The organism is Burkholderia sp. IT-111MI5 (assembly GCF_949752865.1).
Taxonomy (GTDB): domain Bacteria; phylum Pseudomonadota; class Gammaproteobacteria; order Burkholderiales; family Burkholderiaceae; genus Burkholderia; species Burkholderia pyrrocinia_C.
On record NZ_CATKIF010000066.1, the window covers coordinates 138,985 to 161,422 of the forward strand.

A 22,438-nucleotide genomic window follows, 5' to 3' on the forward strand; every position below is an offset into this window, starting at 1 on the left:
ATATCGCCGCGTTTCATCGATACCGACGGTTCAGCGCGACTTGCGTATCGAACGAAATAGACCGGATGTTCGATAAAAATCGCCGCACGGAATGCGATACGCAAAACCAGCGCACGGGTAAAAACATCCATTACTGCAGCATGTATTAGGGATCGACTCCCCAAATTACCGGAGCAAACCGGATCGAATCACGAACAACCAATTGATTAACATACGAATTATTCGCCGCCACGATGCATATTCCAATACTCTGCCGCCTTTGAACGGCAGGCACGCGAGATAGCCCGACATTTAACCGGTACTCGCGATTTCGATTTTCCGCAACCCGCCCGTTTTCTCAGGTTGACGGATATCGCAACTGTATTTAACAATCGTCTGCGGAATCGAAAACCGATTTTTCGATACGAGGGAGAACTGGGTGCCGCGCGATGCGTTTTCGAGGTTGCGCGGCGAAAAATCACAACCATAATCAATCAACCGGGCCAGAAATACACAAGCCATGAACCAGATTCAGACCATGCGTGTATTCGTCTGCGTCGCCGAGCAGCAGAGCTTCCGGCGCGCAGCGCACCATCTCGGCGTGTCCAATGCGCTCGTCACGCGTTCGATCGCGATGCTCGAGGGTCACCTGAACACACGGCTGATCCACCGCACCACGCGCAACCTGTCGCTCACCGAGGCCGGCGTGCGCTACCTCGACGGTTGCCGCGCGCTGCTCGAGGAATTCGACCACCTCGAGTCGTCCGTCGCGCATGCCGTGCGCGAACCGGCCGGCACGCTGCGCGTCGTCGCGTCGGGCCTGCTGTCGCCGCTCGCGCTGACGCCGCTCGTCAGCAGCTTCCGGCACCGCTACCCCGAGCTGCGCGTGCAGCTGACCGTCGCCGACGGGCCGCTCGACGTGCTCGAATCGGGCTACGACGTCGGCATCGTCACGGGCAACCGGCTCGACGGCAACCCGACGCTGATCGGCCATGCGCTCGCGCCGAACCCGTTCGTCGCCTGCGCGGCGCCGGCCTATCTCGACCGGCGCGGCGAGCCGCGCGCGCCCGACGACCTGCCGGGCCACGACTGGGTCACGCTCGCACCGCACCAGCATGCGCCCGCGTGGCAGCTGGTCGGCCACGACGGCGTCGCGCATTCGGTCACGGTGCGCCCGGCCTGCACGCTCAACCAGCTCGCACTCGTGCAGGCGGCCGCCATTGCCGGCGCCGGCATCGCGGTGCTGCCCGAGCCGTGCGTCGCCGACGCGCTCAACAGCGGCACGCTCGTGCGGCTGCTGCCCGGCTACCGGATCGACGACCCGGACGCACAACTATCGCTCGTCTATCCGAACCGCCAGTACGTGCCGGCCCGCACGCGCAGCTTCGTCGAGCACGCACTCGACCACTTCAGCGCGCAGACCGCCCGCGAGCGGAAGGATTACGGCTTCCTGCGTCCGTCGCGCGGCCCCGACCGCTCCGACATCGTCACGGGCCTGCAGTAAACTGCGCGCGTCAGCCATCGGAGGTGCAGCGTGCGCGTGATCCTGTTCAGCAGCCGGCAGTACGACGACGATTCGTTTACCGCCGCCAACCGGCAGTTCGGCTATCGGCTGCACTTCCAGCCGTCGCACCTCGACGCGGAAACCGCGATCCTCGCGCACGGCTATGACGTCGTCTGCCCGTTCGTCAACGACACCGTCGACGCAGCCGTGCTCGAACGGCTGGCGGACGGCGGCACGCGCCTGATCGCGCTGCGCTCGGCGGGCTTCAACCACGTCGACCTGGCGGCCGCCGAGCGGCTCGGCATCGCGGTCGTGCGCGTGCCCGCGTATTCGCCGCACGCGGTCGCCGAGCACGCAGTCGCGCTGATCCTCGCGCTCAACCGCCGCCTGCCGCGCGCCGTCGCGCGCACCCGCGAAGGCGACTTCTCGCTGAACGGCCTGCTCGGCTTCGATCTGCACGGCAAGACCGTCGGCGTGATCGGCACCGGCATCATCGGCAGCGTGTTCGCGAAGATCATGATGGGCTTCGGGATGCATGTGCTCGCGCACTCGGTGCCGCCGTACAACGACGAGCTGATCGCGTTCGGTGCGCGCTATGTCGAGCTCGACGCGTTGCTGCACCAGGCCGACATCGTCAGCCTGCACTGTCCGCTGCTGCCGTCGACGCACCATCTGATCAATGCGCAGACGCTCGCGCGGATGAAGCACGGCGCGATGCTGATCAACACCGGCCGCGGCGGCCTCGTCGATGCGCAGGCGCTGATCGACGCGCTCAAGAGCGGCCAGCTCGGCCATCTCGGGCTCGACGTGTACGAGGAGGAAAGCGGGCTCTTCTTCGAGGATCACTCCGACCTGCCGCTGCAGGACGACGTGCTCGCGCGCCTGCTGACGTTCCCGAACGTGATCGTCACGTCGCACCAGGCATTCTTCACGCGCGAGGCGTTGGCGGAGATCGCGCACACGACGCTGCTGAACATCGAGGCCTGGCATGCGGGCACGCCGCAGAACGTCGTGACGGCGATTCGCTGACAAATCGACGAAATTGGCTCATTTGACGGTTGCCGGCACCACCGCAATCGTTTGCTTGCGCCCGCTGCTGCGCAGCCAGCCTTTTTCATGAACAATTTCTCGTTTTGTTGCGACTGATGTAACGATTCCCGCGCGCCGTCTGCTATCGTTGCGCCGACGTTACCCGCCTCCTCCCGCTCATGCGTTTCGACGACTCCGACATCGCCGCCGTCTACCGCGCCATTTTCGAACGGCGCGACATGCGCCATTTCACGCCGGCGCCCGTCGATCCGGCCGTGCTCGCGCGCTTGCTGCGCGCGGCGCACCACGCGCCGAGCGTCGGCTTCATGCAGCCGTGGCGCTTCATCCGCATCACCGATCCCGCGCTGCGCACCGCGATCCACGCGCTGGTCGAGGCCGAGCGCCGCGCGACCGCCGACGCGCTCGGCGAGCGCCAGGACGAATTCATGCGGCTGAAGGTCGAAGGCGTGCGCGAATGCGGCGAGCTGCTGGTCGTCGCGCTCGCCGACGGCCGCGAGCGCCACGTGTTCGGCCGCCGCACGCTGCCGGAGATGGATCTCGCGTCCGCCGCGTGCGCGATCCAGAACATGTGGCTCGCGGCGCGCGCGGAAGGGCTCGGGATGGGCTGGGTGTCGCTGTTCGACGTCGATGCGCTGCGCACGCTGCTGCGGATGCCCGGCGGCGCGAAGCCGATCGCCGTGCTGTGCGTCGGGCACGTCGACGCGTTCTATGCAAAGCCGATGCTCGAGCAGGAACGCTGGGCCGCGCGGATGCCGATCGAAGCGTGCCTGTCCGAGAACGGCTGGGACGATCCGGCCGCGCTCGACGCCGCCGGATCGCCTTCGTCGCCTGCGGACACGAACGCGGAACCGGATGCAAACGCGCCACGCACATCGGACGCCAGCACCGAAGCGGCACGATCAGCCGCGCTCACCGACGGTCCACCCGAACAGCTGATATGACTCCCGCTGTCAATCGGGATCGGTTTTTGGGGTTTCCGAGAAATGTCGTTCAAATTTCCTGAGCACGGCCCGGCAGCACCATCGTTCCGACCCCGACGAATTCGCACGCCGCAAACCGCCGCCAAATCCCACATTGTGAGCTTCCCGCCCGCTGCCCCGTCGCACGCCGGCAACATCCGTTTTGGCCCCGAGCATCAGGGTTTTCACTGAAGTAGAATCGCGCTGTCGTTCGCCTTCCCGTCCGCCCGCACCGCGCATCCTGCGCCCACCCGAGCGGCGGCTTTTCCCGAGCCTACCGCGATGCCCTTGCCTCTTTTCGCCCTTGCCGTCGCCGCATTTGGAATCGGTACCACCGAATTCGTGATCATGGGGCTGCTGCCCAATGTCGCACGCGACCTCGGCGTGTCGATTCCGGCCGCCGGGATGCTCGTGTCGGGCTACGCGCTCGGCGTGACGATCGGCGCGCCGATCCTCGCGATCGTCACCGCGAAGATGCCGCGCAAGCGCGCACTGATGGGCCTGATCGGGCTGTTCATCGCCGGCAACCTGTTCTGCGCGATCGCACCGGGCTATGCGGTACTGATGGCCGCGCGCGTCGTCACCGCGTTCTGCCACGGCGCGTTCTTCGGGATCGGCTCGGTGGTCGCGAGCAACCTCGTCGCGCCGAACCGCCGCGCGCAGGCGATCGCGCTGATGTTCACCGGCCTCACGCTCGCGAACGTGCTCGGCGTGCCGCTCGGCACCGCGCTCGGCCAGGCGTTCGGCTGGCGCGCGACGTTCTGGGCCGTCACCGGCATCGGCATCGCCGCGGCCGCCGCGCTCGCGGTCTGCCTGCCGAAGAACCTCGCGATGCCCGACACCAGCATCACGCGCGAATTCAGCGTGCTGAAGCACCCGCAGGTGCTGATGGTGCTCGGCATCAGCGTGCTCGCGTCCGCGAGCCTGTTCAGCGTGTTCACGTACATCACGCCGATCCTCGAGGACGTGACCGGCTTCTCGCCGCGTCAGGTCACCTACGTGCTGCTGCTGTTCGGCCTCGGGCTGACGGTCGGCGGCACGCTCGGCGGCAGGCTCGCCGACTGGCGCCGGATGCCGTCGCTGATCGCGACGCTCGCGCTGATCGGCATCGTCCTTGCGCTGTTCGCGGGCACGATGCATCTGCCGTTCGCCGCGCTCGCGACGATCTTCGTGTGGGGCATCCTCGCGTTCGCGATCGTGCCGCCGCTGCAGATCCTGATCGTCGATCGCGCGAGCGACGCGCCGAACCTCGCGTCGACGCTGAACCAGGGTGCGTTCAACCTCGGCAACGCGACGGGCGCGTGGCTCGGCGGAATGGCGATCGGCTCCGGCGTGTCGCTCGTGAACCTGCCGTGGGTCGGCGTCGCGATGGCCGTCGCGGCGCTGGCGCTCACGCTGTGGTCGGCGTCGCTCGAACGCCGCCCGCTGGCCGCGCCGACCGAATACGTGTAACGCGCCGGCGCGCATTCGTTGCGCGCGCAACGCATTCGATCCTGACGGCCTTCATGGACCTTTCAAGGTCCGCGGTGTAGCATCCCGGCCGATGAAAGCCATTCTCAATCGTGATTTCCTCGCGCTCATCCTGAGCGTCGCGGTCGTCGGCCTCGGGACCGGCGCCACGCTGCCGCTCACCGCGCTCGCACTGACCGAAGCCGGACACGGCACCAACGTCGTCGGCATGCTGACGGCCGCGCAGGCCCTCGGCGGCCTCGCGATCGTTCCGTTCGTCACCGCGCTCGCGCGGCACATCGGCTCGCGCCGCGCGATCGTCGTGTCGGTCGTGCTGCTCGCGGCGGCCACCGCGCTGATGCAGTTCACGTCGAGCCTGATCCTGTGGGGCGTGTTGCGCGTGCTGTGCGGCGCCGCGCTGATGCTGCTGTTCACGATCGGCGAGGCGTGGGTCAACCAGCTCGCCGACGATTCGACGCGCGGCCGCGTCGTCGCGATCTACGCGACCAATTTCACGCTGTTCCAGATGGCGGGCCCCGTGCTCGTCAGCCAGATCGCCGGCGCGACGAGCATCCGCTTCGCACTGTGCGGCGCGCTGTTCCTGCTCGCGCTGCCGACGCTCGCGACGATCCGGCGCGCGCCGCTCGCGGGTGACGATGCACATCACGAAGCGCACGGTCGCTGGCTCGACGTGCTGCCGCGCATGCCCGCGCTGATCATCGGCACCGGGTTCTTCGCGCTGTTCGACACGCTCGCGCTGTCGCTGCTGCCGCTCTACGCGATGGATCACGGCGTCGCGAGCGCGACCGCCGTGCTGCTCGCGTCGATCATGCTGTTCGGCGATACCGCGATGCAGTTCCCGATCGGCTGGCTCGCGGACAAGCTCGGCCGCGAACGCGTGCACCTCGGCGCGGGCTGGATCGTGCTGGCCGGCCTGCCGCTGCTGCCGCTCGTGATCGCGAACCCGTGGCTGTGCTGGCCGCTGCTGTTCGTGCTCGGCGCGGCGGCCGGCAGCATCTACACGCTGTCGCTCGTCGCATGCGGCGAACGCTTCCGCGGCGCGGCGCTCGTCACCGCGAGCTCGCTCGTGTCGGCGTCGTGGAGCGCCGCGAGCTTCGGCGGCCCGCTCGTCGCGGGCGCATTGATGGAACAACTGGGCAGCAACGCGCTGGTCGGCGTGCTGGTCGTCTGCGTCGCGGCATTCGTCGCGGCGGCGCTGTGGGAACGTCGCGCCGCGTTGCAACGCGCGGTCTGACGCAGACGCTGGCACAGACATTCGTGCGCGGCGTCACACATCGGCGCACACGCACCGCCACGCGCCGGCAAAACGAAAACGGCCCGCGCAAAGCGGGCCGCCCTGTCCTGCCGGACTACGCGTTACGTGTCACGCAGCGATCCGTCACGCACCCCGCGCCGGCAGGATCTTGCCCGCACACGTGCCGAAGCCGACGCGATAGCCGTCGCCCTGGCACCATCCGGCGAGCGTCAGCTCGTCGCCGTCCTCGATGAATGCGCGGCTGCCGCCGCCGTCCAGCGCAACCGGCTCCTTGCCGTTCCACGTCAGTTCGAGCAGGCTGCCGAACGAATCCTTCGTCGGCCCGCTGATCGTGCCCGAACCCATCAGGTCGCCGACCCGCGTGTTGCAGCCCGCGACCGTGTGATGCGCGAGCTGCTGCGCCATCGTCCAGTACATGTGCTTGAAGTTGGTGCGGCAGATCGACGTCGCATGCGCCGCCCCTTCGGCGCGCAGCGTCACTTCGAGCGCGATGTCGAACGCATGCCTGCCCGCGTGCCGCAGATACGCGAGCGGCTGCGGCACCTGCTCCGGCTGCGCGGTGCGGAACGGTTCGAGCGTGTCGAGCGTGACGATCCACGGCGAAATCGTCGTCGCGAACGTCTTCGCGTTGAACGGGCCGAGCGGCACGTATTCCCACTGCTGGATGTCGCGCGCGCTCCAGTCGTTCAGCAGCACCATCCCGAAGATATGCGCTTCCGCGTCCTCGCACGCGATCGGCTCGCCGAGCGCGTTGCCCTTGCCGACGATGAAGCCCGTCTCCAGCTCGATGTCGAGCTTGCGGCACGCGCCGAACACCGGGCGCTCCTGGTCGGGCAGCTTCAGTTGCCCGTTCGGGCGCCGCACCGGCGTGCCGCTCACGACCACCGACGACGCGCGGCCGTTGTAGCCGATCGGCATCTCCGACCAGTTCGGCAGCAGCGCATTCTTCGGATCGCGGAACATCGAGCCGACGTTGGTCGCGTGCTCCTTCGACGAATAGAAATCGGTGTAGCCGGGGATCTCGACCGGCAGATGCAGCGTCGCGTCGCGCTGCGCGACGAGCACCTGCGCGCGCAGCGCCGCATCGTCACGCAGCCGCGCGTTGTCGCGCGAGAACAGGTCCGACAGCTGCACGCGCACGCTGCGCCATGCATCGCGGCCGAGCGCGATGAATGCGTTGAGCGTCGGCGCGGCGAACGCGTCGGCGCCGGCCGGCAGCGTCACGAGGCCCGCGCGCGCAAGCGCCGCGAGATCGACGATCTGGTCGCCGAGCGCGACGCCCGCACGGCGTGCCGCGTGCTTCGCATCGCTGAAGATCCCGAACGGCAGGTTCTGGATCGGGAAATCGCAGGCGGGATCGTTCGCCGTGTCGACCCAGCTCTTGCGGGCCGGGTCGAGCGTCGCGCGCCAGTCTTGGGTGTCGCTCATCGTTGCTCCGGGTTGAAGTGTTTCTTGATGCCTTGCCAGCATTCGAAGTAGTCCGCCTGCAGTTGCGCGGTGTCGAGCGCGTAGCGCGTCGGCCGGATCAGCGTGCGGGTCTCGAACATGAACGCCATCGTCGCGTCGACCTTGTGCGGCTTCGTCGTGTCGCTCGCGGACGCCTTCTCGAACGTGTCCGCGTCGGGCCCGTGGCCCGACATGCAGTTGTGCAGGCTCGCGCCGCCCGGCACGAAGCCTTCCGCCTTCGCGTCGTACACGCCGTGCACGAGCCCCATGAACTCGCTCGCGACGTTGCGGTGGAACCAGGGCGGACGGAACGTATCCTCGGCCGCGAGCCAGCGCGGCGGGAAGATCACGAAGTCGATCGTGTCGACGCCCGGCGTATCGCTCTGCGACTGCAGCACGAGGAAGATCGACGGATCGGGATGGTCGTAGCTGATCGAGCCGATCGTGTTGAACAGGCGCAGGTCGTATTTGTACGGCGCGTAGTTGCCGTGCCACGCAACGACGTCGAGCGGCGAATGGCCGATGTCCGCGCGCCACAGGCGGCCGTTCAGCTTCGCGATCAGCTCGAACGCGCCTTCGCGATCCTCGTACGCGGCCTGCGGCGTCAGGAAGTCGCGCGGGTTCGCGAGGCCGTTCGAGCCGATCGGGCCGAGGTCCGGCAGGCGCAGCTGCGCGCCGAAGTTTTCGCAGATGTAGCCGCGCGCGTCGCCGTCCGGCAGCGCGACGGAAAAACGTACGCCGCGCGGGATCACCGCGATCTCGAACGGCTCGACGTCGAGCCGGCCGAATTCGGTCGCGATGAACAGCCGCCCCTGCTGCGGCACGATCAGCAGTTCGCCGTCCGCGCTGTAGAAGAAGCGGTCCTGCATCGAGCGGTTCGCCGCGTACAGGTGGATCGCGCAGCCGTTCATCGCGGCCGCCGAGCCGTTGCCGGCCATCGTCACCAGAGCGTCGACGAAATCGGTCGGCTCGACCGGCATCGGCAGCGGATCCCAGCGCAGCTGGTTCGGCGGCGTCGGCGGCACGTCGGCCGAGTCGCCGAATTCCGACACGAGCCGCTGCGGGCCCGCGTACGGCTCGAACGGCCGATGCACGGCCGCCGGGCGGATGCGGTACAGCCACGAGCGGCGGTTGTGGCCGCGCGGCGCGGTAAACGCGGTGCCCGACAGCTGCTCCGCATACAGCCCGTACGGCGCGCGCTGCGGCGAGTTGCGGCCGTGCGGCAGCGCGCCGGGCAGCGCCTCGGTCGCGAATTCGTTCGCGAAACCGCTCAGGTAGCCGGCGGTCGCCGGTTTCGACAGGTCAAGCGTCATCGTTTCCTTTCTCCATCAATTCATCGCGGCATTCGGCGCGTGCGCACCGTTTCGCCGCGTCACACCAGCCAGCCCGAGGACGAACAGCGCAGAGCACAGCACCGGCACCGCGGCCGCGTGGAACAGCGCATCGTTCGACCAGTTGAGCGCAATCAGTTGTCCGCCGACGAGCGGCCCGAGCACCGAGCCGATCCGGCCGATGCCGAGGCTCCAGCCGATGCCCGTCGAGCGCAGCGACGTCGGGTAATACTGGCCCGCGAGCGCATTCACGGCCGGCTGCCCGCCGACCACGCAGAACCCGCCCGCGAACACGACGACCAGCAGCCACGGCAGCGCATGCGCGACCGAGCCGATCAGCCCCACCGACACGGCCGCGCACGCGAAGCACGCGAACAGCACGCGCACGAAGCCGTAGCGTTCGATGAACCAGCCGAGCGACAGCGTGCCGATCACGCCGCCCGTCTGCAGCACCGTGCCGACGATCACCGCCGTGCCCGGCGAATAGCCCGCATCGCGCATCACGGTCGGCAGCCAGTTCGACAGGAAGTACAGATCGATCAGGTTCATGAAGCTGATCGCCCACAGCAGCAGCGTGACCGGCAGGCGGCCGTGGCTGAACAGCTCGGCCACCGGCGCGCCGGTCGCGGCGCGCTCGCGCACGACGAGCCGCGTGTTCGCATCGATGCCGGCCTGCGGCGCGAAGCGCGCGAGCCAGTCGCGCGCCTGCGCGACACGCCCTTTCAGCACCAGGAACTGCAGCGACTCGGGCAGCCGCGCGACCATCGCGATCGTAAGCACGAGCGGCACCGCGCCGCCGACGAAGAACACCGAACGCCAGCCGAGCGCCGGAATCAGCGCGGCGCTGATGAAGCCGCCGAGCGCAGCGCCGAGCGTGAAGCCGCACGACACCATCATCATCCGCTTCACGCGATGCGCGGCCGGACTGAACTCGCCGACCAGCGCCATCGCGTTCGGCATGATGCAGCCGAGGCCGAGGCCCGTGACGAAGCGCAACGCCATCAGCACGGGAATCGAGCTTGCGAACGGCGTCACGAGCATCGTCACCGCGAAGAACAGCGTCGAGCCGATCAGCACCGGGCGCCGCCCGATCCGGTCGGCCAGCACCGACAGCCCGAGCGCGCCGAGCAGCATCCCGAACAGGCTCGCGCTGAACACCGGGCCGAGCGCCTGCTTCGGCACGCCCCATTCGGCGATCACGCTCGGCGCGACATAGCCCATCGCCTGTGCATCGAAACCGTCGATCACGAGGCACAGCCCGCACAACGCGAGCAGCATCCAGTGAAAGCCCGGGCGATGGGTCTCGTCGATCACGCGCTCGACTTCGAGCACGCGCGCGTCGGCCGGCGCCGCGCTCATTGCGCGACCTCGGCGGCCGGATGCACGGGCGGCGTCACGCCCTGGCGCGCGAGCGCCATCGCTTCGCGCAGCACGTCGGCGTCGCCGATCTGGTTCGCGAGCAGCAGGATCAGCTTCGCGTTGACGAGCTGGCTGTCGGCGTCGGACAGGTCGCGATGCATGTCGATCAGCGCTTCATAGAACGCGTCCGGATCGGCCAGGCGCGGGCGGGTGTCGAGTGAGGGCATGACGGAGTCTCCGGTGTTTTTTTCGTGTCCAATGCGGTATTCAGCGTGCGCAGGTCGCGCGCGCCAGTGCGTCGGCAAGCGCCTGACGGTCGAGCGTGCGCATCCGTGCACAGACATGCTGGTCGGGACGCAGCAGGTAGAACGTGCCGGGCTTCGCGTCATAGCGTTGCGCGGCGAAACTGCCGACGTCCTCCACGACGTCGATGCCGGCCACCGGCTGCGCGTGCCCGGCCGGCACGATGAGCACCGGCCGCACCGGCAGCGCGAGGCCTTCGACGGCCTGCGCGAGCGCGGCCGCGTCGCCCGGCAATCCGAACAGCACGCCGGTGAAGCCGCCGCGCAGGTACTGCAGCAGCCAGCCCGCCGCACCCTGCACACGCACCGGCGCATCGGCTGCCGCCGCGCCCGGCCGCATCGCGCATGCGAATGCGTCGCCGCCGCGGTCCGGCGTGTTCAGCGGCGAATCGGCCAGCACGGCCGGCACCGACAGGCGGCCGCTGTTCACGAGCTTGCGCGCGAATTCGCAATCGCGCGCGAGCTTCAGCGTCGCGTCGCGGAACACGCGCGACACCGGGCTTTTCGGCGTGATGAAGTCGGTCGAGCGCGTCGAGTTGCGGATGTTCTCGTCTGCCGCGAACTCGCGCTCGCTCGCATACGTATCGAGCAGGCGGTCGGCCGAGCGGCCGTCGAGCACGAGCTTCAGCTTCCACGCGAGGTTGTCCGCATCCTGCACGCCGCTGTTCGCGCCGCGCGCGCCGAACGGCGACACGCCGTGCGCGGAGTCGCCCGCGAACAGCACGCGGCCGTGACGGAACGACTCCATCCGCTGGCAGCGGAACGTATAGACGCTCACCCATTCGAGCTCGAACTCGGCGTCCGGCCCGAGCAGCGCGCGCACGCGCGGGATCACGCGCTCCGGCTGCTTCTCGGCGACGGGATCGGCGTCCCAGCCGAGCTGGAAGTCGATGCGCCACACGTTGTCTGGCTGGCGGTGCAGCAGCACCGACTGGTTCGGGTGGAACGGCGGATCGAACCAGAACCAGCGCTCGGTCGGAAACTCCGCCTTCATCTTCACGTCGGCGATCAGGAAGCGGTCCTTGAACGTACGGCCGTGGCTTTCGAGGCCCATCATCGTGCGCATCGGGCTGCGCGAGCCGTCGGCCGCGATCACGTATTGCGCGCGCAGCGTCGCGACGCCGTCCGGCGTCTCGATCGTCAGCACCGCATGCTCGGCCGATTGCTCGACGCCCGTCACCTTGTGCTTCCAGCGGATGTCGATGTTCGGCAGCTCGAACGCGCGATCGGCCAGATAGCCTTCGACGTAGTACTGCTGCAGGTTGATGAACGCGGGGCGCGCATGCCCTTCCTCGGGCAGCAGGTCGAATGCATACAGTTGCTCGTCCTGCAGGAACACCTTGCCGACGTGCCAGCTCACGCCCTTGTCGACGAAGCGCTCGCCGCAGCCGAGCCGGTCGAAGATCTCGAGCGTGCGCTTCGCGAAGCAGATCGCACGCGAGCCGGTGGACAGCGTGTCGTCGTCGTCGAGCAGCACGACGGGCACGCCCTGCTGCGCGAGGTCGATCGCGGCCGACAGGCCCACCGGGCCCGCGCCGACGACGATCACCGGGTGAACGGCCGCGTCATGCGCGCGCGGACGGTACTCGAACTTCAGCGTCTGGTAATCGATGCTCATGGTCGCCATCCGCTCCTCAACCCTGCCGTGCGCGCGCCGGCGCGCCTGTCGTCCCGCCCGTCGCCTGCCGGCGCTCCCGCCCGCCTTTCCTGTCAACCGCCACGTCTCGCTCCTTGCTTCCTGTTGATTCGCGAACGGCGCCGTCGAGCGGCGCCCGAATGCCGCATTTCTTGATCGGCGACAAATCCTGGATTTACGAATAGTAAAACCAATTACGAATAGTGAAATCAACGTAAACCCTAGGCGCGGGCTCGAGAACGGGATAACCATATGAGCGAAACGCCGAGCCGAGCGTGGCGCGCGCTGCTAATATCCAGATACGAGGCGGCCCGTTCGGCCGCCGTTTTTCCTTCATACGCCGATGATTCCGCCCACCATTCCCGAGCTGGTCGCCCGTGCCGGGCAACTGCCGTATCTGCGGGATCACCTCGCGCTTGCCGAAGGCGGCACCGCGAGCGCGAATCTGCCCGAGCGCACGCTCGGCAGCGCCTACGAACCGATCTACGACGTGACGATGCCCGGCGCGCCGCAATCGACGTCGTTCACCGACGCGATCGAGCGCTACGGCGACGAACTCGGCTTCCAGGCTGTTACGGTCGTCACCGGTGCCGCACACGATCCGGTCGACTCGGCCGTCGACGACCAGACGCTCGTCGCGATCGACCGCCTGTCGCGCGCGCTGCACGCGATCAACTTCTTCGGCGCGCAGCGCCACGGGCTGCTGTTCCTGCGCGTGCACGAACGGCTGCTCAAGAGCGTGAAGTACGACCACGGCAAGCATTTCTCGTCGGTGCTGCAGCGCTTCGGGCTGCCGACCGAACGGATCGTGATCGAGCTGCCGGCGGTCGCGGTCGCGCACAAGACCTTCCTCGGCTACCTGACGCGCAGCTACCAGCATCACGGCTTCAAGGTCGCGGACAAGCTGCCCGATCCGGGCCGCATCCTCGCGGTCGAATCGGACATGGCGCGACCCGACTACATCAAGATGGATGCGGGCATCGCGTTGCGCGACGGGATGGTCAAGGCGCTCGTCGCGTATGCGCAGCGCGTGCGGATTCCGCTGATCTTCGACGGTGTCGTCGACGAGACGCAGTGCGAGCTGCTGCGCCAGCACGACGTGCGGTTCATGCAGGGGCCAGCGTTCGCGAAGGTCGTGACGGCCTGAGCGGATGGGGGGCAGGCGCGCGCGGAGAGCGGCGCGCCGGATGCCGGATGCCTGTTGCGGGTGTTGTGCTGATTGCGGAATAGCGAGATCGGGTCGCGTGGCGCGACCCGCCGCCCGACGTCTGCGCGTCTGGTGCGTCTGGTGCGTCTGGTGCGTCTGCGCGTCTGCGCGTCTGCGCGTCTGCGCGTCTGCGCGTCTGCGCGTCTGCGCGTCTGCGCGTCTGCGCGTCTGCGCGTCTGCGCGTCTGCGCGTCTGCGCGTCTGCGCGTCTGCGCGTCTGCGCCGATGGTTACCGCTTACGCTCGTCCGCCATCGTCGTACTTGGGCAGATCGTCGTCGATCTCAATGCCCGGGAAACGATCCCCATACCAGACGTGCCACGCCGGGCGCAGCCGCGACGGCTCGTCGAGCGTCGCATAATTGATCTCGACCGTTTTCGGCGCGTCGCCAAGCCGGTATTCGAGCTGCGCGCCGCAACGGCCGCAGAAGCGCCGCTCGCCCCACGCGCTCGACGCGTAGACGGTCGGCTCGCCCTGCAGGTATTCGAACGCGTCGATCGGCACCGATGCCGATGCGACGACCGCCGCGCCGGTCGTGCGCTGACAGAGCCGGCAGTGGCAGAAGCCGGCATCGGTCGGAACGTGGGCGATACGGTAGCGGATCGCGCCGCACGCGCATCCGCCTTCCATTGATTCCGGGTGAGACATCGCAAACCTCGTCGTCGGGAAGCTGGCGAACGATGATGAGCGCGGTTCGACCGCAGCACAAGAGACGGCGGCAGCCCTCACCCGCTCCACCCTCTCTCACCAACCGGAGCCGAAACCGCTGCGGCGCGACGGCGATGGCCGCGCGCCGCGTTGCTCACGCCGTCTGCCCAAGCCGCTGCGCGAGCGCTTTCAGCTTCGGCCCGACCTGCGTACGGAACACGTCCTCGTTCATCGACGATGCGGGGCCGCTGCAGCTCAGGATCAGCCAGCGCCCCTCGCGCGGCTCGCGAAACGGCACGGCCGCCGCGTTCACGTCCATGTGCCACGCGTGAAACGAATAACAGCAACCGCCCGCCGAGAATTCGGCCACCGCATGCTGTGCGGCGGCGACGAGCGCATCTGCGTCGGCCGCGCCGCCGGCCGCGCGATGCAGTTCCGTATAAAGCGCGCGGCGCACGTCCTCCGGCTGCACGGCCAGGTACGCGCGCCCCATCGAACTCGTCAGCATCGACAGCCGCGAACCGGGCGCGAGCCCGAGCGTCAGCGCGGTCTCGCTGCGAATCGTTTCCAGATAGATCATGTCGAGCCCGTCGCGACAGCCGAGCGATACGGCCGCGCCGATCTCGCGCGCGAGCGCCTGCATGTGCGGCCGCGCGAGATCGATCGTCCCCGAGCCCGACAGCAGCGCGTAGCCGAGCGACAGCACGCCGGCGTCGAGCGCATACTTTCCGAGCGTCTCGTCGTAGCGCAGGTAGCCGAGCACCGTCAGCGTATAGGCCAGCCGGTTCACGGTCGCCTTCGGCAGCCCCGTGCGCTCCGCGAAGTCGCGGTTGCCGAGCATCGTCTCGCCGGGCCGGAATGCGCGCAGCAGGTCGAGCCCGCGCGCGAGCGCGACGACGAACTTGCGTTCGTCGATCGTGGTTTCGTCGATGGTTGAAAGTGTCATCTGGTGCTACACTGGGTTCGATTTGCAAAACATTGTTCCGCACAGCGGAACTTCAGTCAAGCGATCATTTGGCATGAGCCCGGCCAAACCGGGGACGACCGCAAAGCATGGGGTCCGCGTAAGCGCTGAAGCGCCAACGCGGACCGACAGGAGATGAGACGATGAGTGCTGCAACTTTTCATTGGGACGATCCGCTGCTGCTCGACCAGCAACTGACCGAGGAAGAGCGGATGGTGCGCGATGCCGCGCAGGCTTACGCGCAGGACAAGCTCGCGCCGCGCGTCACCGAAGCGTTCCGCCACGAACGCACCGACGCAGCCATCTTCCGCGAGATGGGTGAAGTCGGCCTGCTCGGCCCGACGATTCCGGAGGAATACGGCGGCCCCGGCCTCAATTACGTGAGCTACGGGCTGATCGCGCGCGAAGTCGAGCGCGTCGATTCGGGCTACCGGTCGATGATGTCCGTGCAGTCGTCGCTCGTGATGGTGCCGATTCACGAATTCGGCTCGGACGCGCAGAAGCAGAAATACCTGCCGAAGCTCGCGACCGGCGAATGGATCGGCTGCTTCGGGCTGACCGAGCCGAACCACGGCTCCGATCCGGGCAGCATGGTCACGCGCGCGAAGAAGGTGCCCGGCGGCTACTCGCTGTCCGGCGCGAAGATGTGGATCACGAATTCGCCGATCGCCGACGTGTTCGTCGTGTGGGCGAAGCTCGAAGAGAATGGCAAGGACGCGATCCGCGGCTTCATTCTCGAGAAGGGCTGGAAGGGCCTGTCCGCGCCCGCGATCCACGGCAAGGTCGGGCTGCGCGCATCGATCACCGGCGAGATCGTCCTCGACGAGGTGTTCGTGCCCGAAGAGAACCTGATGCCGAACGTGAGCGGCCTGCGCGGCCCGTTCACCTGCCTGAACTCGGCGCGCTACGGGATCGCATGGGGCGCGCTCGGCGCCGCCGAATCGTGCTGGCACACCGCGCGCCAGTACGTGCTCGACCGCCAGCAGTTCGGCCGGCCGCTTGCCGCGAACCAGTTGATCCAGAAGAAGCTCGCCGACATGCAGACCGAAATCACGCTCGGCCTGCAAGGCGTGCTGCGCCTCGGCCGGATGAAGGACGAAGGCACGGCGGCCGTCGAGATCACGTCGATCATGAAGCGCAATTCGTGCGGCAAGTCGCTCGACATCGCACGGCTCGCGCGCGACATGCTCGGCGGCAACGGCATCTCCGACGAATTCGGCGTCGCGCGCCACCTCGTGAATCTCGAAGTGGTCAACACGTACGAAGGCACGCACGACATCCACGCGCTGATCCTCGGCCGCGCGCAGACAGGCATCCAGGCATTCTTCTGATCGTCCGGATGCGGCGCGCCCGGCAGCGATGCCGCGTACGCGCAAAAAGATACGGCCCGCCCGGCATGACTGCCGGGCGGGCCGTTTTTCATCCGATATCGGATCCGCGATCCGGGCCGCCGGCCCGGTACCGCGTTCACGCGCCGATGCTTACTTGTTCGGCTGCGGCGTGAGGCGCAGATACGGACGCACCGCATTGAAGCCCTTCGGGAAACGCTTCTTCAGCTCTTCCGGATCCTGCAGCGACGGCACGATCACGACATCGTCGCCGTCCTTCCAGTTGCCGGGCGTCGCGACCTTGTAGTTGTCGGTCAGTTGCAGCGAGTCGATCACGCGCAGCACTTCGTCGAAGTTGCGGCCCGTGCTGGCCGGATAGGTGATGGTGAGCCGCACCTTCTTGTTCGGGTCGATCACGAACAGCGAGCGCACCGTCAGCGTTTCGTTCGCGTTCGGATGGATCATGTCGTACAGCTGCGAAACCTTGCGGTCCGCATCGGCAATGATCGGGAAGCCGACGACCGTCGACTGCGTTTCGTTGATGTCGTTGATCCAGCCCTTGTGCGATTCGACGCCGTCGACCGACAGCGCGATCACCTTCACGTTGCGTTTCTCGAATTCGCCCTTCAGTTTCGAGGTCAGCCCGAGTTCCGTCGTGCACACCGGCGTGTAGTCGGCCGGGTGGGAGAACAGGACGCCCCAGCTGTCGCCGAGCCACTCGTGAAACTTGATCGGGCCCAGGCTCGATTCCTGCTCGAAATCCGGTGCGATGTCGCCAAGACGCAGACTCATGATGTTCCCTCCTCGAACGATGCTGGTTGAAACCGCGCGCCGTATGGCACGGGACAGTCCATCAGCTTACGGGAAGCAATGGGCCGTGCGAACGATTATTCCGTTTGATATTCATACTTTTTTGTCATTTTTGCGCGGTGTCGCGGCAAGACGGCCGGCCACGTGGGAAACTTTTCACCTCGTTTGCCGCTCCGCCGATAATTACAAATCGTTTACCATGCGAACTTGCACTGCCGCCGTGCGTCTTCCCGGCTCGCCAGCAGGCAGGCGTTTCGCTACGATGTGAACCTGCAGCATGACAGCACGAAGGGAGTTGCAATGTCGGAAATCAACAAGGAGAAACTGATGTCGGATATCAAAACCGTTCTCGCGGACGCCGAAGACCTGCTCAAGCAAGCCGCCAGCAGCACGGGCGACCGTGCGGCCGAGCTGCGCGAGAAAGCCATGTCGCGCCTGAAGCAGGCCAAGGACAAGGCAGCCGACGTCCAGGTCGTGGTCGTCGAGAAAGGCAAGAAGGCCGCGCGCGCGACCGACGATTACGTGCACGAGCATCCGTGGACGTCGATCGGCGTTGCAGCCGGCGTCGGCGTGCTGATCGGTCTGCTGATCAACCGCAAGTAACGCGCGCTGCGCCGTTCCGTCCCGTGGGCCGCGTCGCGCGGCCTGCGGGCGTCGAAGCCGACCGGCGGTTGCCGCCGGCCGGCTTTGTCCTAGCTGCTCACTGCACGCGCAAGCACCTCACCCATGACGACAGACACCACCTCGCAGCCATCCGGCCAAGGACCGCTGCGCCGCCTCGTCGGCTCCGCGATCGGGCTTCTGCAAACGCGCCTCGAACTGGTGGGCATCGAGCTTGCCGAAGAGAAGGAACGCCTGATGGGCGTGCTGTTCCTCGGGCTCGCCGCAATGATGCTAGCGACGATGGCGCTCATGAGCCTGACCGTGCTCGTCGCGATCGCGTTCTGGGATACCTATCGCTGGCAATCGCTCGCAGCGATCACCGCGCTGTATGCCGCAGGCGGCATCGTGTGCGCGCTGAAGGCGCGCTCGGGCCTGCGCGACGCGCCGACCGTGTTCGAGGCGACGCTCGCCGAACTCGACAAAGACCGCGAACTGTTCCGCGGCAAGCCGTGAACGCAGTCGTGTTCACCCTTCCCACCTACTTCGCCGACGCGCCATGAGCCAGAACGTCACGGGCAATGCACACCGCCCCCATTCGTCGCGATCGCACTGGAGCGCATCGCAACATCGCGCGCTCCGCAAGGAATTGCTGATCCTGCGATCCGAAGTCGAGCGGCTCGAACTCGCGGCGGCCGCCGGCGAAATGCGCCAGGCCGTCACGCGCTTCAGCTGGCTCAAGGTATTCATCCCCGGCCTTTCCGGCAGCAAGTTCAGCCAGTCCGCAAAAAACCTGAACGCGAGCCTCGGCCACCTCGTCAACCAGTATCCGATGCTGAGTTCGCTCGCGTCGCTCGTGCTGGCGAAACCCGTTCGCTCGCTGCTGCGCGCGAGCGCGGGCCCCGCGCTGAAGTGGGGCACGCTCGGCTTCGCCGCATGGGAGGTCTACCGGATCTGGAAGCAGTCGCGCGACGAGCGCGAGCTCGACGCACACGACGACTGATACTCGGCGACCGGCGCGCACGGCCATGCGCCGTTGCGCGCCCTTCGTGCGAATTCAGCGCACGCCCCAGCAAGCAGCACCCTGTGCGTCGGCGCCATCCCGTCGTGCATTGCCCTTCGTCCCGTCCGAACGCAGCGTGAAGGCGCCGCACGCATCGTCGTGCATCGGGCCCGTGTCGAGCGGGCTTGCTTCCAGCTCGTAGGTTACCGGCGAGTCGTCGCCGTCCGGCCGCCTGAGCGTCAATCGATAAACGACCCGCCCGTCCGGCGGCGCCTGCGCGAGCGCGTCCGGCAGCGCCGGAGGCGGCGCACCGTCCAGCGTTTCGAGATATTGGGCCGCCCGATACAGCGCGGACACCGCCGACGCGCGGTGAACGCGCACGACATGCTCGCGATACGACGGGATGCCCCATCCGGCCAGCACCGCGACGATCGCGAGCACGATCATCAGCTCGAGCAGCGTGAATCCCGCCGATCGGTCCACGGACGCGGAACCGTTCATCGAAGCCCCGCCGCGACGCGCCGCCAGCGCAGCGCGACGATGCGTCCGTCGCGTATTGCAACCTGGTGTTGCAGCCAGACGGCGCTCGACGTGTGCGCGCCAACACCACGCGCGGTGACGACGTAAGCGCGGCCGCCGATCGGCCCTGCCCCGCGCCACGCCTCGATCAGGCATCGCGGCGGCTGCGCGGCCATCGGCCATCCGGCGAACGGCGCGAACGCTTCGGCGGCCGCCATCGCCGGCATGCGCCGCCACGCGTCGGGCTCCGCGCGCGATTCGCCTTCGTTCACGTAGGGTGCCGAGCCACGGAGCAATCGCGCGGTGCACGCCGCAAGCGCGGCATCAGCCGCGTGGAATGCGATCAGCCGATCCGACAACGCACGCGTACGGCGCGATTCCGTCAGCGCGGATTCGAACCACGTGCCTGTCAGTGCCGCAACGGCGGCACTGACCGCAATCACAGCGGGCAATGCAAGGCCCGCGTCGCGACGCCAATCGCGACCGGCCGACCGGAAACGTATGCGCGGCTCGCGCCGGTTCGTTGCCATGGCTCCCGTGCGCGCGGCCTGGCTCGGTTCTTCACCGTTTGCCACAATGCGCCCATGCATGTCGCCGGCCGCAACGCATCGCGATATCTCCCGCGCGTATCGTCCTGCTTCGCTCATCGCAACACCTCGCGTGCGTGCGTTGCGTCGCGCAACGTATCGTCGAATGCGATCGCTGCATTCCTCAACGCGACGACACGATGCAGCGTCAAACGTGCATGGCCGTCCTGTGCAACCGCAGCGCGACCGTCGCAATCGACGTGACGGGCCGGCTCGCGCATCGGTTCGCCGCGCGCCCGCACGCAGACATGCACGGCCACGACATCGCGCCAGTCGTCGACACGCATTGCATCGGCATCGACGAACTGCATGCCACCGCGGCGAAGATAGCGCGCACGCAACTGATCGATGCCCGACACGACCGGCTGTGGCGTGCCTGGACGGCCGTTTCCTTCGCAGTACAGTTCGGGCTCGCCCGTCGACGGGCTGACGTGCGCATCGAAGCGGTTCTCCACCGGAGCCCGTTCGCCGGACACGCCGACACCCTGCCCGAGGCAATCCGACACCTGGCCGCTCACCGTCGGCCACGTCGACACGGCATCGCCGACATACCGGATCAGCAGTGCGTCCGATGAAGCGCGCGCAGGTTCGCACCGCACCTGCGCACCGTCGCCGCGCACGCGCGCCATCGAACAACCGAACACAGGCGGCAACGATGACGCGCCTTCGGCATCGAGCGGCCGGAATCCCGCCATCTGGAGCTGCTGGCCGATCAGCATCAGCGCGGTGCCGGCTGCATCGCGCATCCGGAACCCGTCTTCCGCGCGCCGCTGCGCAACGCGCTGCGCGTGATACAGCGCACCGGCTGCCGCCAGCACGAGGAGACCGACGGTCATCGCGATCAGCACTTCGAGCAGCGTATGCGCACGCATGCGGCAATCAGCGTTCATCTGCACCAGCCTCCCGAAACGGAATCCGGACGCAAGACGGCGGCTGCGCCGATGCACCTGCACCTTCGCATCGCGGCGAAACCGCTGCATTGCCGCCTCTCCAGCCGACAATCGCGTACCGGACGCCGGCCGGCTCGTCGTCGAGCGTCATCGCACCGCCGGGCAACGATGCAGCCGCCAGCGCCGCGAGACCGTCGTCGGCTCCTGCGCCGGCGCGCGGGCGCTCGATACGCGCATCGGCCAGCCACAGCGCGCGTTCACGCCAGATCGTCGCCCGCTGCGTGCGCGCCATCGCAAGCTGGCTGCCGGCCACCGCCAGCATCACGGTCGCGAGCAGCGCGACGGCCAGCATCGCCTCGATCAGCGACGTGCCGCGCATTGCGTTGCGCATGGTCATCACGCCGCGTCGCAACGGCCGGCGACAACGCGCGCGCGGCCGCCCGCCGCAATCCGCACGCAACGCGAAGCGTGTGCGTCGTCGGCTCCGGACGGGTCGCGGCGCGGACGCAATTCGAAACGCCGGATTCCGCCGATCGCCTGGCCGACCGGCGGTGCGAAAGCCAGATCGTGCGCGGCGCCCGCGACGGCCACTTCGGCATCGCGCGGATAGCGCCGCAGCACGCGCGACTGCCCGTCGAATTGCCCGCTGACGAGCCAGTCGCACGACCATTCGGCTGGATCGCACCGCTCGCCGGCACGCAAACAGGCGCCGTCGTTCCCGGCCCGGCACAGCGTGACGCGCACGCCGAGACGCGTCGCCTCGGTACGTGCGAACGACAGCGCCCCGAGCAACGCAAGCGAGCGCGCGTCCACGCGTTCGCGTATGCGCCACTGGTCGAACGCGGGCGCCGCATGGAGCGCGAGCCCGGCCACCAGCGCGATAACGACCATCAGCTCGACGAGCGTGAACCCGCCCGAGCGTCGCACCACGTTTTTCAAGGATGGATAGCGCAGTCCCATCGCAGTCGTCCTCCGCCAAGGTGATGCGACGACTGTAGCGACGTATGCGGACGCACGCCATTTGCCGAACGGCCGACTGGCGACATGCGATCGCGACCGACACAATCGGCGCGAACTGAACCAACGGAGAAGACGATGAACGGACGCAGCGCGTCAGCGCTTACGCGGAGTCTTGGCGGGAGAGGCGCGACGGAACTCTTCGATCACGTCGGCAAATTCGGAAACGTCCTCGAACCGGCGATACACCGATGCGAAGCGGACATAAGCAATCGTATCGAGGCCGAGCAACTCGTTCATCACGAGTTCGCCGAGCTTCTCGCTACGCACTTCACGCTCGCCTGTCGCGAGCAGTTGATATTCGATGCGGGCGACCGCCGCGTCGATCGCGTCGGCAGCAACCGGCCGCTTGCGCAGCGCGAGTTGCATGCTGGCGACGATCTTGCGACGGTCGAATTCCGTACGGCTGCCGTCCTTCTTCACGACGAACGGCAGGGACAGCTCGACCCGCTCGTACGTCGTGAAGCGCTTGTCGCAAGCCGAGCAGCGACGGCGCCGCCGAATCGCGGCGCCATCTTCGGACACGCGCGAGTCAACGACCTGCGTGTCGTCATGCCGGCAGAACGGGCAGCGCAT

Annotated in this window: 24 protein-coding genes; 10 read left to right on the forward strand and 14 right to left on the reverse strand. The window is 67.6% G+C overall.

The features are described from left to right. Positions 1-499: 499 nt before the first annotated feature. The 5 genes from ACM6JT_RS30040 (at position 500) to ACM6JT_RS30060 (ending at position 6,196) form a co-directional block, all read left to right on the forward strand. Positions 500-1,483: a LysR family transcriptional regulator gene (locus tag ACM6JT_RS30040; protein WP_034182847.1), complete on the forward strand. Its 984-nt coding sequence runs from the start codon at positions 500-502 to the stop codon at positions 1,481-1,483. A 30-nt stretch (positions 1,484-1,513) separates the two neighbouring features. After that, positions 1,514-2,512, forward strand: coding sequence for a 2-hydroxyacid dehydrogenase (locus tag ACM6JT_RS30045; RefSeq protein WP_034182846.1), 999 nt, complete (start codon positions 1,514-1,516; stop codon positions 2,510-2,512). A 179-nt stretch (positions 2,513-2,691) separates the two neighbouring features. After that, complete coding sequence (gene bluB, locus ACM6JT_RS30050; protein ID WP_414857822.1) at positions 2,692-3,474, forward strand: 5,6-dimethylbenzimidazole synthase; 783 nt, start codon at positions 2,692-2,694, stop codon at positions 3,472-3,474. A gap of 300 nt (positions 3,475-3,774) precedes the next feature. Then, positions 3,775-4,944, forward strand: coding sequence for an MFS transporter (locus tag ACM6JT_RS30055; protein WP_034182844.1), 1,170 nt, complete (start codon positions 3,775-3,777; stop codon positions 4,942-4,944). Positions 4,945-5,035: 91 nt separating this feature from the next. Further along, positions 5,036-6,196, forward strand: a complete 1,161-nt coding sequence (locus tag ACM6JT_RS30060; RefSeq protein ID WP_034182843.1) for an MFS transporter — start codon at positions 5,036-5,038, stop codon at positions 6,194-6,196. A 144-nt stretch (positions 6,197-6,340) separates the two neighbouring features. Here ACM6JT_RS30060 and fahA read toward each other — a convergent pair whose 3' ends face one another. The 5 genes from fahA to ACM6JT_RS30085 are packed head-to-tail and all read right to left on the reverse strand — an operon-like array spanning position 6,341 to position 12,282. Further along, on the reverse strand, positions 6,341-7,645 hold the full coding sequence (fahA, locus tag ACM6JT_RS30065; RefSeq protein ID WP_414857823.1) for a fumarylacetoacetase: 1,305 nt from the start codon (positions 7,643-7,645) through the stop codon (positions 6,341-6,343). Continuing rightward, positions 7,642-8,976, reverse strand: coding sequence for a homogentisate 1,2-dioxygenase (hmgA, locus tag ACM6JT_RS30070; protein WP_175748740.1), 1,335 nt, complete (start codon positions 8,974-8,976; stop codon positions 7,642-7,644). The genes fahA and hmgA overlap by 4 nt, the downstream gene beginning before the upstream one ends. 15 nt (positions 8,977-8,991) lie before the next feature. Continuing rightward, the gene (locus ACM6JT_RS30075; protein ID WP_414857824.1) at positions 8,992-10,353 is read right to left on the reverse strand and encodes an MFS transporter; all 1,362 of its coding nucleotides are present in this window, start codon (positions 10,351-10,353) and stop codon (positions 8,992-8,994) included. Then, on the reverse strand, positions 10,350-10,580 hold the full coding sequence (locus ACM6JT_RS30080) for a DUF2783 domain-containing protein (protein ID WP_021157152.1): 231 nt from the start codon (positions 10,578-10,580) through the stop codon (positions 10,350-10,352). The genes ACM6JT_RS30075 and ACM6JT_RS30080 overlap by 4 nt, the downstream gene beginning before the upstream one ends. A gap of 40 nt (positions 10,581-10,620) precedes the next feature. After that, positions 10,621-12,282 carry an FAD-dependent oxidoreductase gene (locus ACM6JT_RS30085; protein WP_414857825.1) on the reverse strand — a complete coding sequence of 554 codons (1,662 nt, stop codon included), beginning with the start codon at positions 12,280-12,282 and terminating at the stop codon, positions 10,621-10,623. A 352-nt stretch (positions 12,283-12,634) separates the two neighbouring features. Here ACM6JT_RS30085 and ACM6JT_RS30090 point away from each other — a divergent pair, with 352 nt between their 5' ends. Next, a complete protein-coding gene (locus ACM6JT_RS30090; protein WP_034182837.1) occupies positions 12,635-13,438 on the forward strand; it encodes an EAL domain-containing protein in 804 nt (267 codons plus the stop codon). A gap of 295 nt (positions 13,439-13,733) precedes the next feature. On the opposite strand, the gene ACM6JT_RS30095 is transcribed toward ACM6JT_RS30090, so the two are convergent. Both ACM6JT_RS30095 and ACM6JT_RS30100 read right to left on the reverse strand, forming a co-directional pair. Further along, positions 13,734-14,144 (reverse strand): GFA family protein, encoded by a 411-nt coding sequence (locus tag ACM6JT_RS30095; protein ID WP_131948313.1) that lies wholly within the window; start codon positions 14,142-14,144, stop codon positions 13,734-13,736. Between the two features lie 154 nt (positions 14,145-14,298). Continuing rightward, a complete protein-coding gene (locus ACM6JT_RS30100) occupies positions 14,299-15,090 on the reverse strand; it encodes an IclR family transcriptional regulator (RefSeq protein WP_414857826.1) in 792 nt (263 codons plus the stop codon). 161 nt (positions 15,091-15,251) lie between these two features. Here ACM6JT_RS30100 and ACM6JT_RS30105 point away from each other — a divergent pair, with 161 nt between their 5' ends. Then, positions 15,252-16,439 carry an acyl-CoA dehydrogenase gene (locus ACM6JT_RS30105; protein ID WP_034182834.1) on the forward strand — a complete coding sequence of 396 codons (1,188 nt, stop codon included), beginning with the start codon at positions 15,252-15,254 and terminating at the stop codon, positions 16,437-16,439. Between the two features lie 150 nt (positions 16,440-16,589). On the opposite strand, the gene ACM6JT_RS30110 is transcribed toward ACM6JT_RS30105, so the two are convergent. Further along, a complete protein-coding gene (locus tag ACM6JT_RS30110; protein WP_034182833.1) occupies positions 16,590-17,228 on the reverse strand; it encodes a peroxiredoxin in 639 nt (212 codons plus the stop codon). A 318-nt stretch (positions 17,229-17,546) separates the two neighbouring features. On the opposite strand from ACM6JT_RS30110, the gene ACM6JT_RS30115 reads away from it, so the two are divergent. The 3 genes from ACM6JT_RS30115 (at position 17,547) to ACM6JT_RS30125 (ending at position 18,849) form a co-directional block, all read left to right on the forward strand. After that, positions 17,547-17,849, forward strand: coding sequence for a DUF883 family protein (locus tag ACM6JT_RS30115; protein ID WP_026044969.1), 303 nt, complete (start codon positions 17,547-17,549; stop codon positions 17,847-17,849). 123 nt (positions 17,850-17,972) lie between these two features. Next, complete coding sequence (locus ACM6JT_RS30120; protein WP_034182832.1) at positions 17,973-18,362, forward strand: phage holin family protein; 390 nt, start codon at positions 17,973-17,975, stop codon at positions 18,360-18,362. A 43-nt stretch (positions 18,363-18,405) separates the two neighbouring features. Beyond that, positions 18,406-18,849 (forward strand): DUF3318 domain-containing protein, encoded by a 444-nt coding sequence (locus ACM6JT_RS30125; protein ID WP_034182831.1) that lies wholly within the window; start codon positions 18,406-18,408, stop codon positions 18,847-18,849. Positions 18,850-18,903: 54 nt separating this feature from the next. Here the strand turns inward: ACM6JT_RS30125 and ACM6JT_RS30130 are convergent, their stop codons facing one another. The 6 genes from ACM6JT_RS30130 to nrdR all read right to left on the reverse strand — a co-directional run bounded on the left by ACM6JT_RS30130 (position 18,904) and on the right by nrdR (position 22,438). After that, entirely contained in the window at positions 18,904-19,350 is a 447-nt protein-coding gene (locus ACM6JT_RS30130) for a type IV pilin protein (protein ID WP_414857827.1), read from the reverse strand. Next, positions 19,347-19,808, reverse strand: coding sequence for a hypothetical protein (locus ACM6JT_RS30135; protein WP_414857872.1), 462 nt, complete (start codon positions 19,806-19,808; stop codon positions 19,347-19,349). The genes ACM6JT_RS30130 and ACM6JT_RS30135 overlap by 4 nt, the downstream gene beginning before the upstream one ends. A gap of 203 nt (positions 19,809-20,011) precedes the next feature. Beyond that, positions 20,012-20,845 (reverse strand): PilW family protein, encoded by an 834-nt coding sequence (locus tag ACM6JT_RS30140; RefSeq protein ID WP_034182829.1) that lies wholly within the window; start codon positions 20,843-20,845, stop codon positions 20,012-20,014. Next, entirely contained in the window at positions 20,835-21,236 is a 402-nt protein-coding gene (locus ACM6JT_RS30145) for a hypothetical protein (protein WP_374955251.1), read from the reverse strand. The genes ACM6JT_RS30140 and ACM6JT_RS30145 overlap by 11 nt, the downstream gene beginning before the upstream one ends. 5 nt (positions 21,237-21,241) lie before the next feature. Further along, positions 21,242-21,805, reverse strand: coding sequence for a GspH/FimT family pseudopilin (locus ACM6JT_RS30150; protein WP_414857828.1), 564 nt, complete (start codon positions 21,803-21,805; stop codon positions 21,242-21,244). Positions 21,806-21,958: 153 nt separating this feature from the next. Further along, positions 21,959-22,438 carry a transcriptional regulator NrdR gene (nrdR, locus tag ACM6JT_RS30155; RefSeq protein ID WP_414857829.1) on the reverse strand — a complete coding sequence of 160 codons (480 nt, stop codon included), beginning with the start codon at positions 22,436-22,438 and terminating at the stop codon, positions 21,959-21,961.

Excerpts from the sequence above, each read along its gene's own strand:
- ACM6JT_RS30040 (WP_034182847.1), top strand. The coding sequence starts at position 500 with ATGAACCAGATTCAGACCATGCGTGTATTCGTCTGCGTCGCCGAGCAG.
- bluB (WP_414857822.1), top strand. The coding sequence starts at position 2,692 with ATGCGTTTCGACGACTCCGACATCGCCGCCGTCTACCGCGCCATTTTC.
- ACM6JT_RS30055 (WP_034182844.1), top strand. The coding sequence starts at position 3,775 with ATGCCCTTGCCTCTTTTCGCCCTTGCCGTCGCCGCATTTGGAATCGGT.
- ACM6JT_RS30060 (WP_034182843.1), top strand. The coding sequence starts at position 5,036 with ATGAAAGCCATTCTCAATCGTGATTTCCTCGCGCTCATCCTGAGCGTC.
- fahA (WP_414857823.1), bottom strand. The coding sequence starts at position 7,645 with ATGAGCGACACCCAAGACTGGCGCGCGACGCTCGACCCGGCCCGCAAG.
- hmgA (WP_175748740.1), bottom strand. The coding sequence starts at position 8,976 with ATGACGCTTGACCTGTCGAAACCGGCGACCGCCGGCTACCTGAGCGGT.
- ACM6JT_RS30075 (WP_414857824.1), bottom strand. The coding sequence starts at position 10,353 with ATGAGCGCGGCGCCGGCCGACGCGCGCGTGCTCGAAGTCGAGCGCGTG.
- ACM6JT_RS30080 (WP_021157152.1), bottom strand. The coding sequence starts at position 10,580 with ATGCCCTCACTCGACACCCGCCCGCGCCTGGCCGATCCGGACGCGTTC.
- ACM6JT_RS30085 (WP_414857825.1), bottom strand. The coding sequence starts at position 12,282 with ATGGCGACCATGAGCATCGATTACCAGACGCTGAAGTTCGAGTACCGT.
- ACM6JT_RS30090 (WP_034182837.1), top strand. The coding sequence starts at position 12,635 with ATGATTCCGCCCACCATTCCCGAGCTGGTCGCCCGTGCCGGGCAACTG.
- ACM6JT_RS30095 (WP_131948313.1), bottom strand. The coding sequence starts at position 14,144 with ATGTCTCACCCGGAATCAATGGAAGGCGGATGCGCGTGCGGCGCGATC.
- ACM6JT_RS30100 (WP_414857826.1), bottom strand. The coding sequence starts at position 15,090 with ATGACACTTTCAACCATCGACGAAACCACGATCGACGAACGCAAGTTC.
- ACM6JT_RS30105 (WP_034182834.1), top strand. The coding sequence starts at position 15,252 with ATGAGTGCTGCAACTTTTCATTGGGACGATCCGCTGCTGCTCGACCAG.
- ACM6JT_RS30110 (WP_034182833.1), bottom strand. The coding sequence starts at position 17,228 with ATGAGTCTGCGTCTTGGCGACATCGCACCGGATTTCGAGCAGGAATCG.
- ACM6JT_RS30115 (WP_026044969.1), top strand. The coding sequence starts at position 17,547 with ATGTCGGAAATCAACAAGGAGAAACTGATGTCGGATATCAAAACCGTT.
- ACM6JT_RS30120 (WP_034182832.1), top strand. The coding sequence starts at position 17,973 with ATGACGACAGACACCACCTCGCAGCCATCCGGCCAAGGACCGCTGCGC.
- ACM6JT_RS30125 (WP_034182831.1), top strand. The coding sequence starts at position 18,406 with ATGAGCCAGAACGTCACGGGCAATGCACACCGCCCCCATTCGTCGCGA.
- ACM6JT_RS30130 (WP_414857827.1), bottom strand. The coding sequence starts at position 19,350 with ATGAACGGTTCCGCGTCCGTGGACCGATCGGCGGGATTCACGCTGCTC.
- ACM6JT_RS30140 (WP_034182829.1), bottom strand. The coding sequence starts at position 20,845 with ATGAACGCTGATTGCCGCATGCGTGCGCATACGCTGCTCGAAGTGCTG.
- ACM6JT_RS30145 (WP_374955251.1), bottom strand. The coding sequence starts at position 21,236 with ATGCGCAACGCAATGCGCGGCACGTCGCTGATCGAGGCGATGCTGGCC.
- ACM6JT_RS30150 (WP_414857828.1), bottom strand. The coding sequence starts at position 21,805 with ATGGGACTGCGCTATCCATCCTTGAAAAACGTGGTGCGACGCTCGGGC.
- nrdR (WP_414857829.1), bottom strand. The coding sequence starts at position 22,438 with ATGCGCTGCCCGTTCTGCCGGCATGACGACACGCAGGTCGTTGACTCG.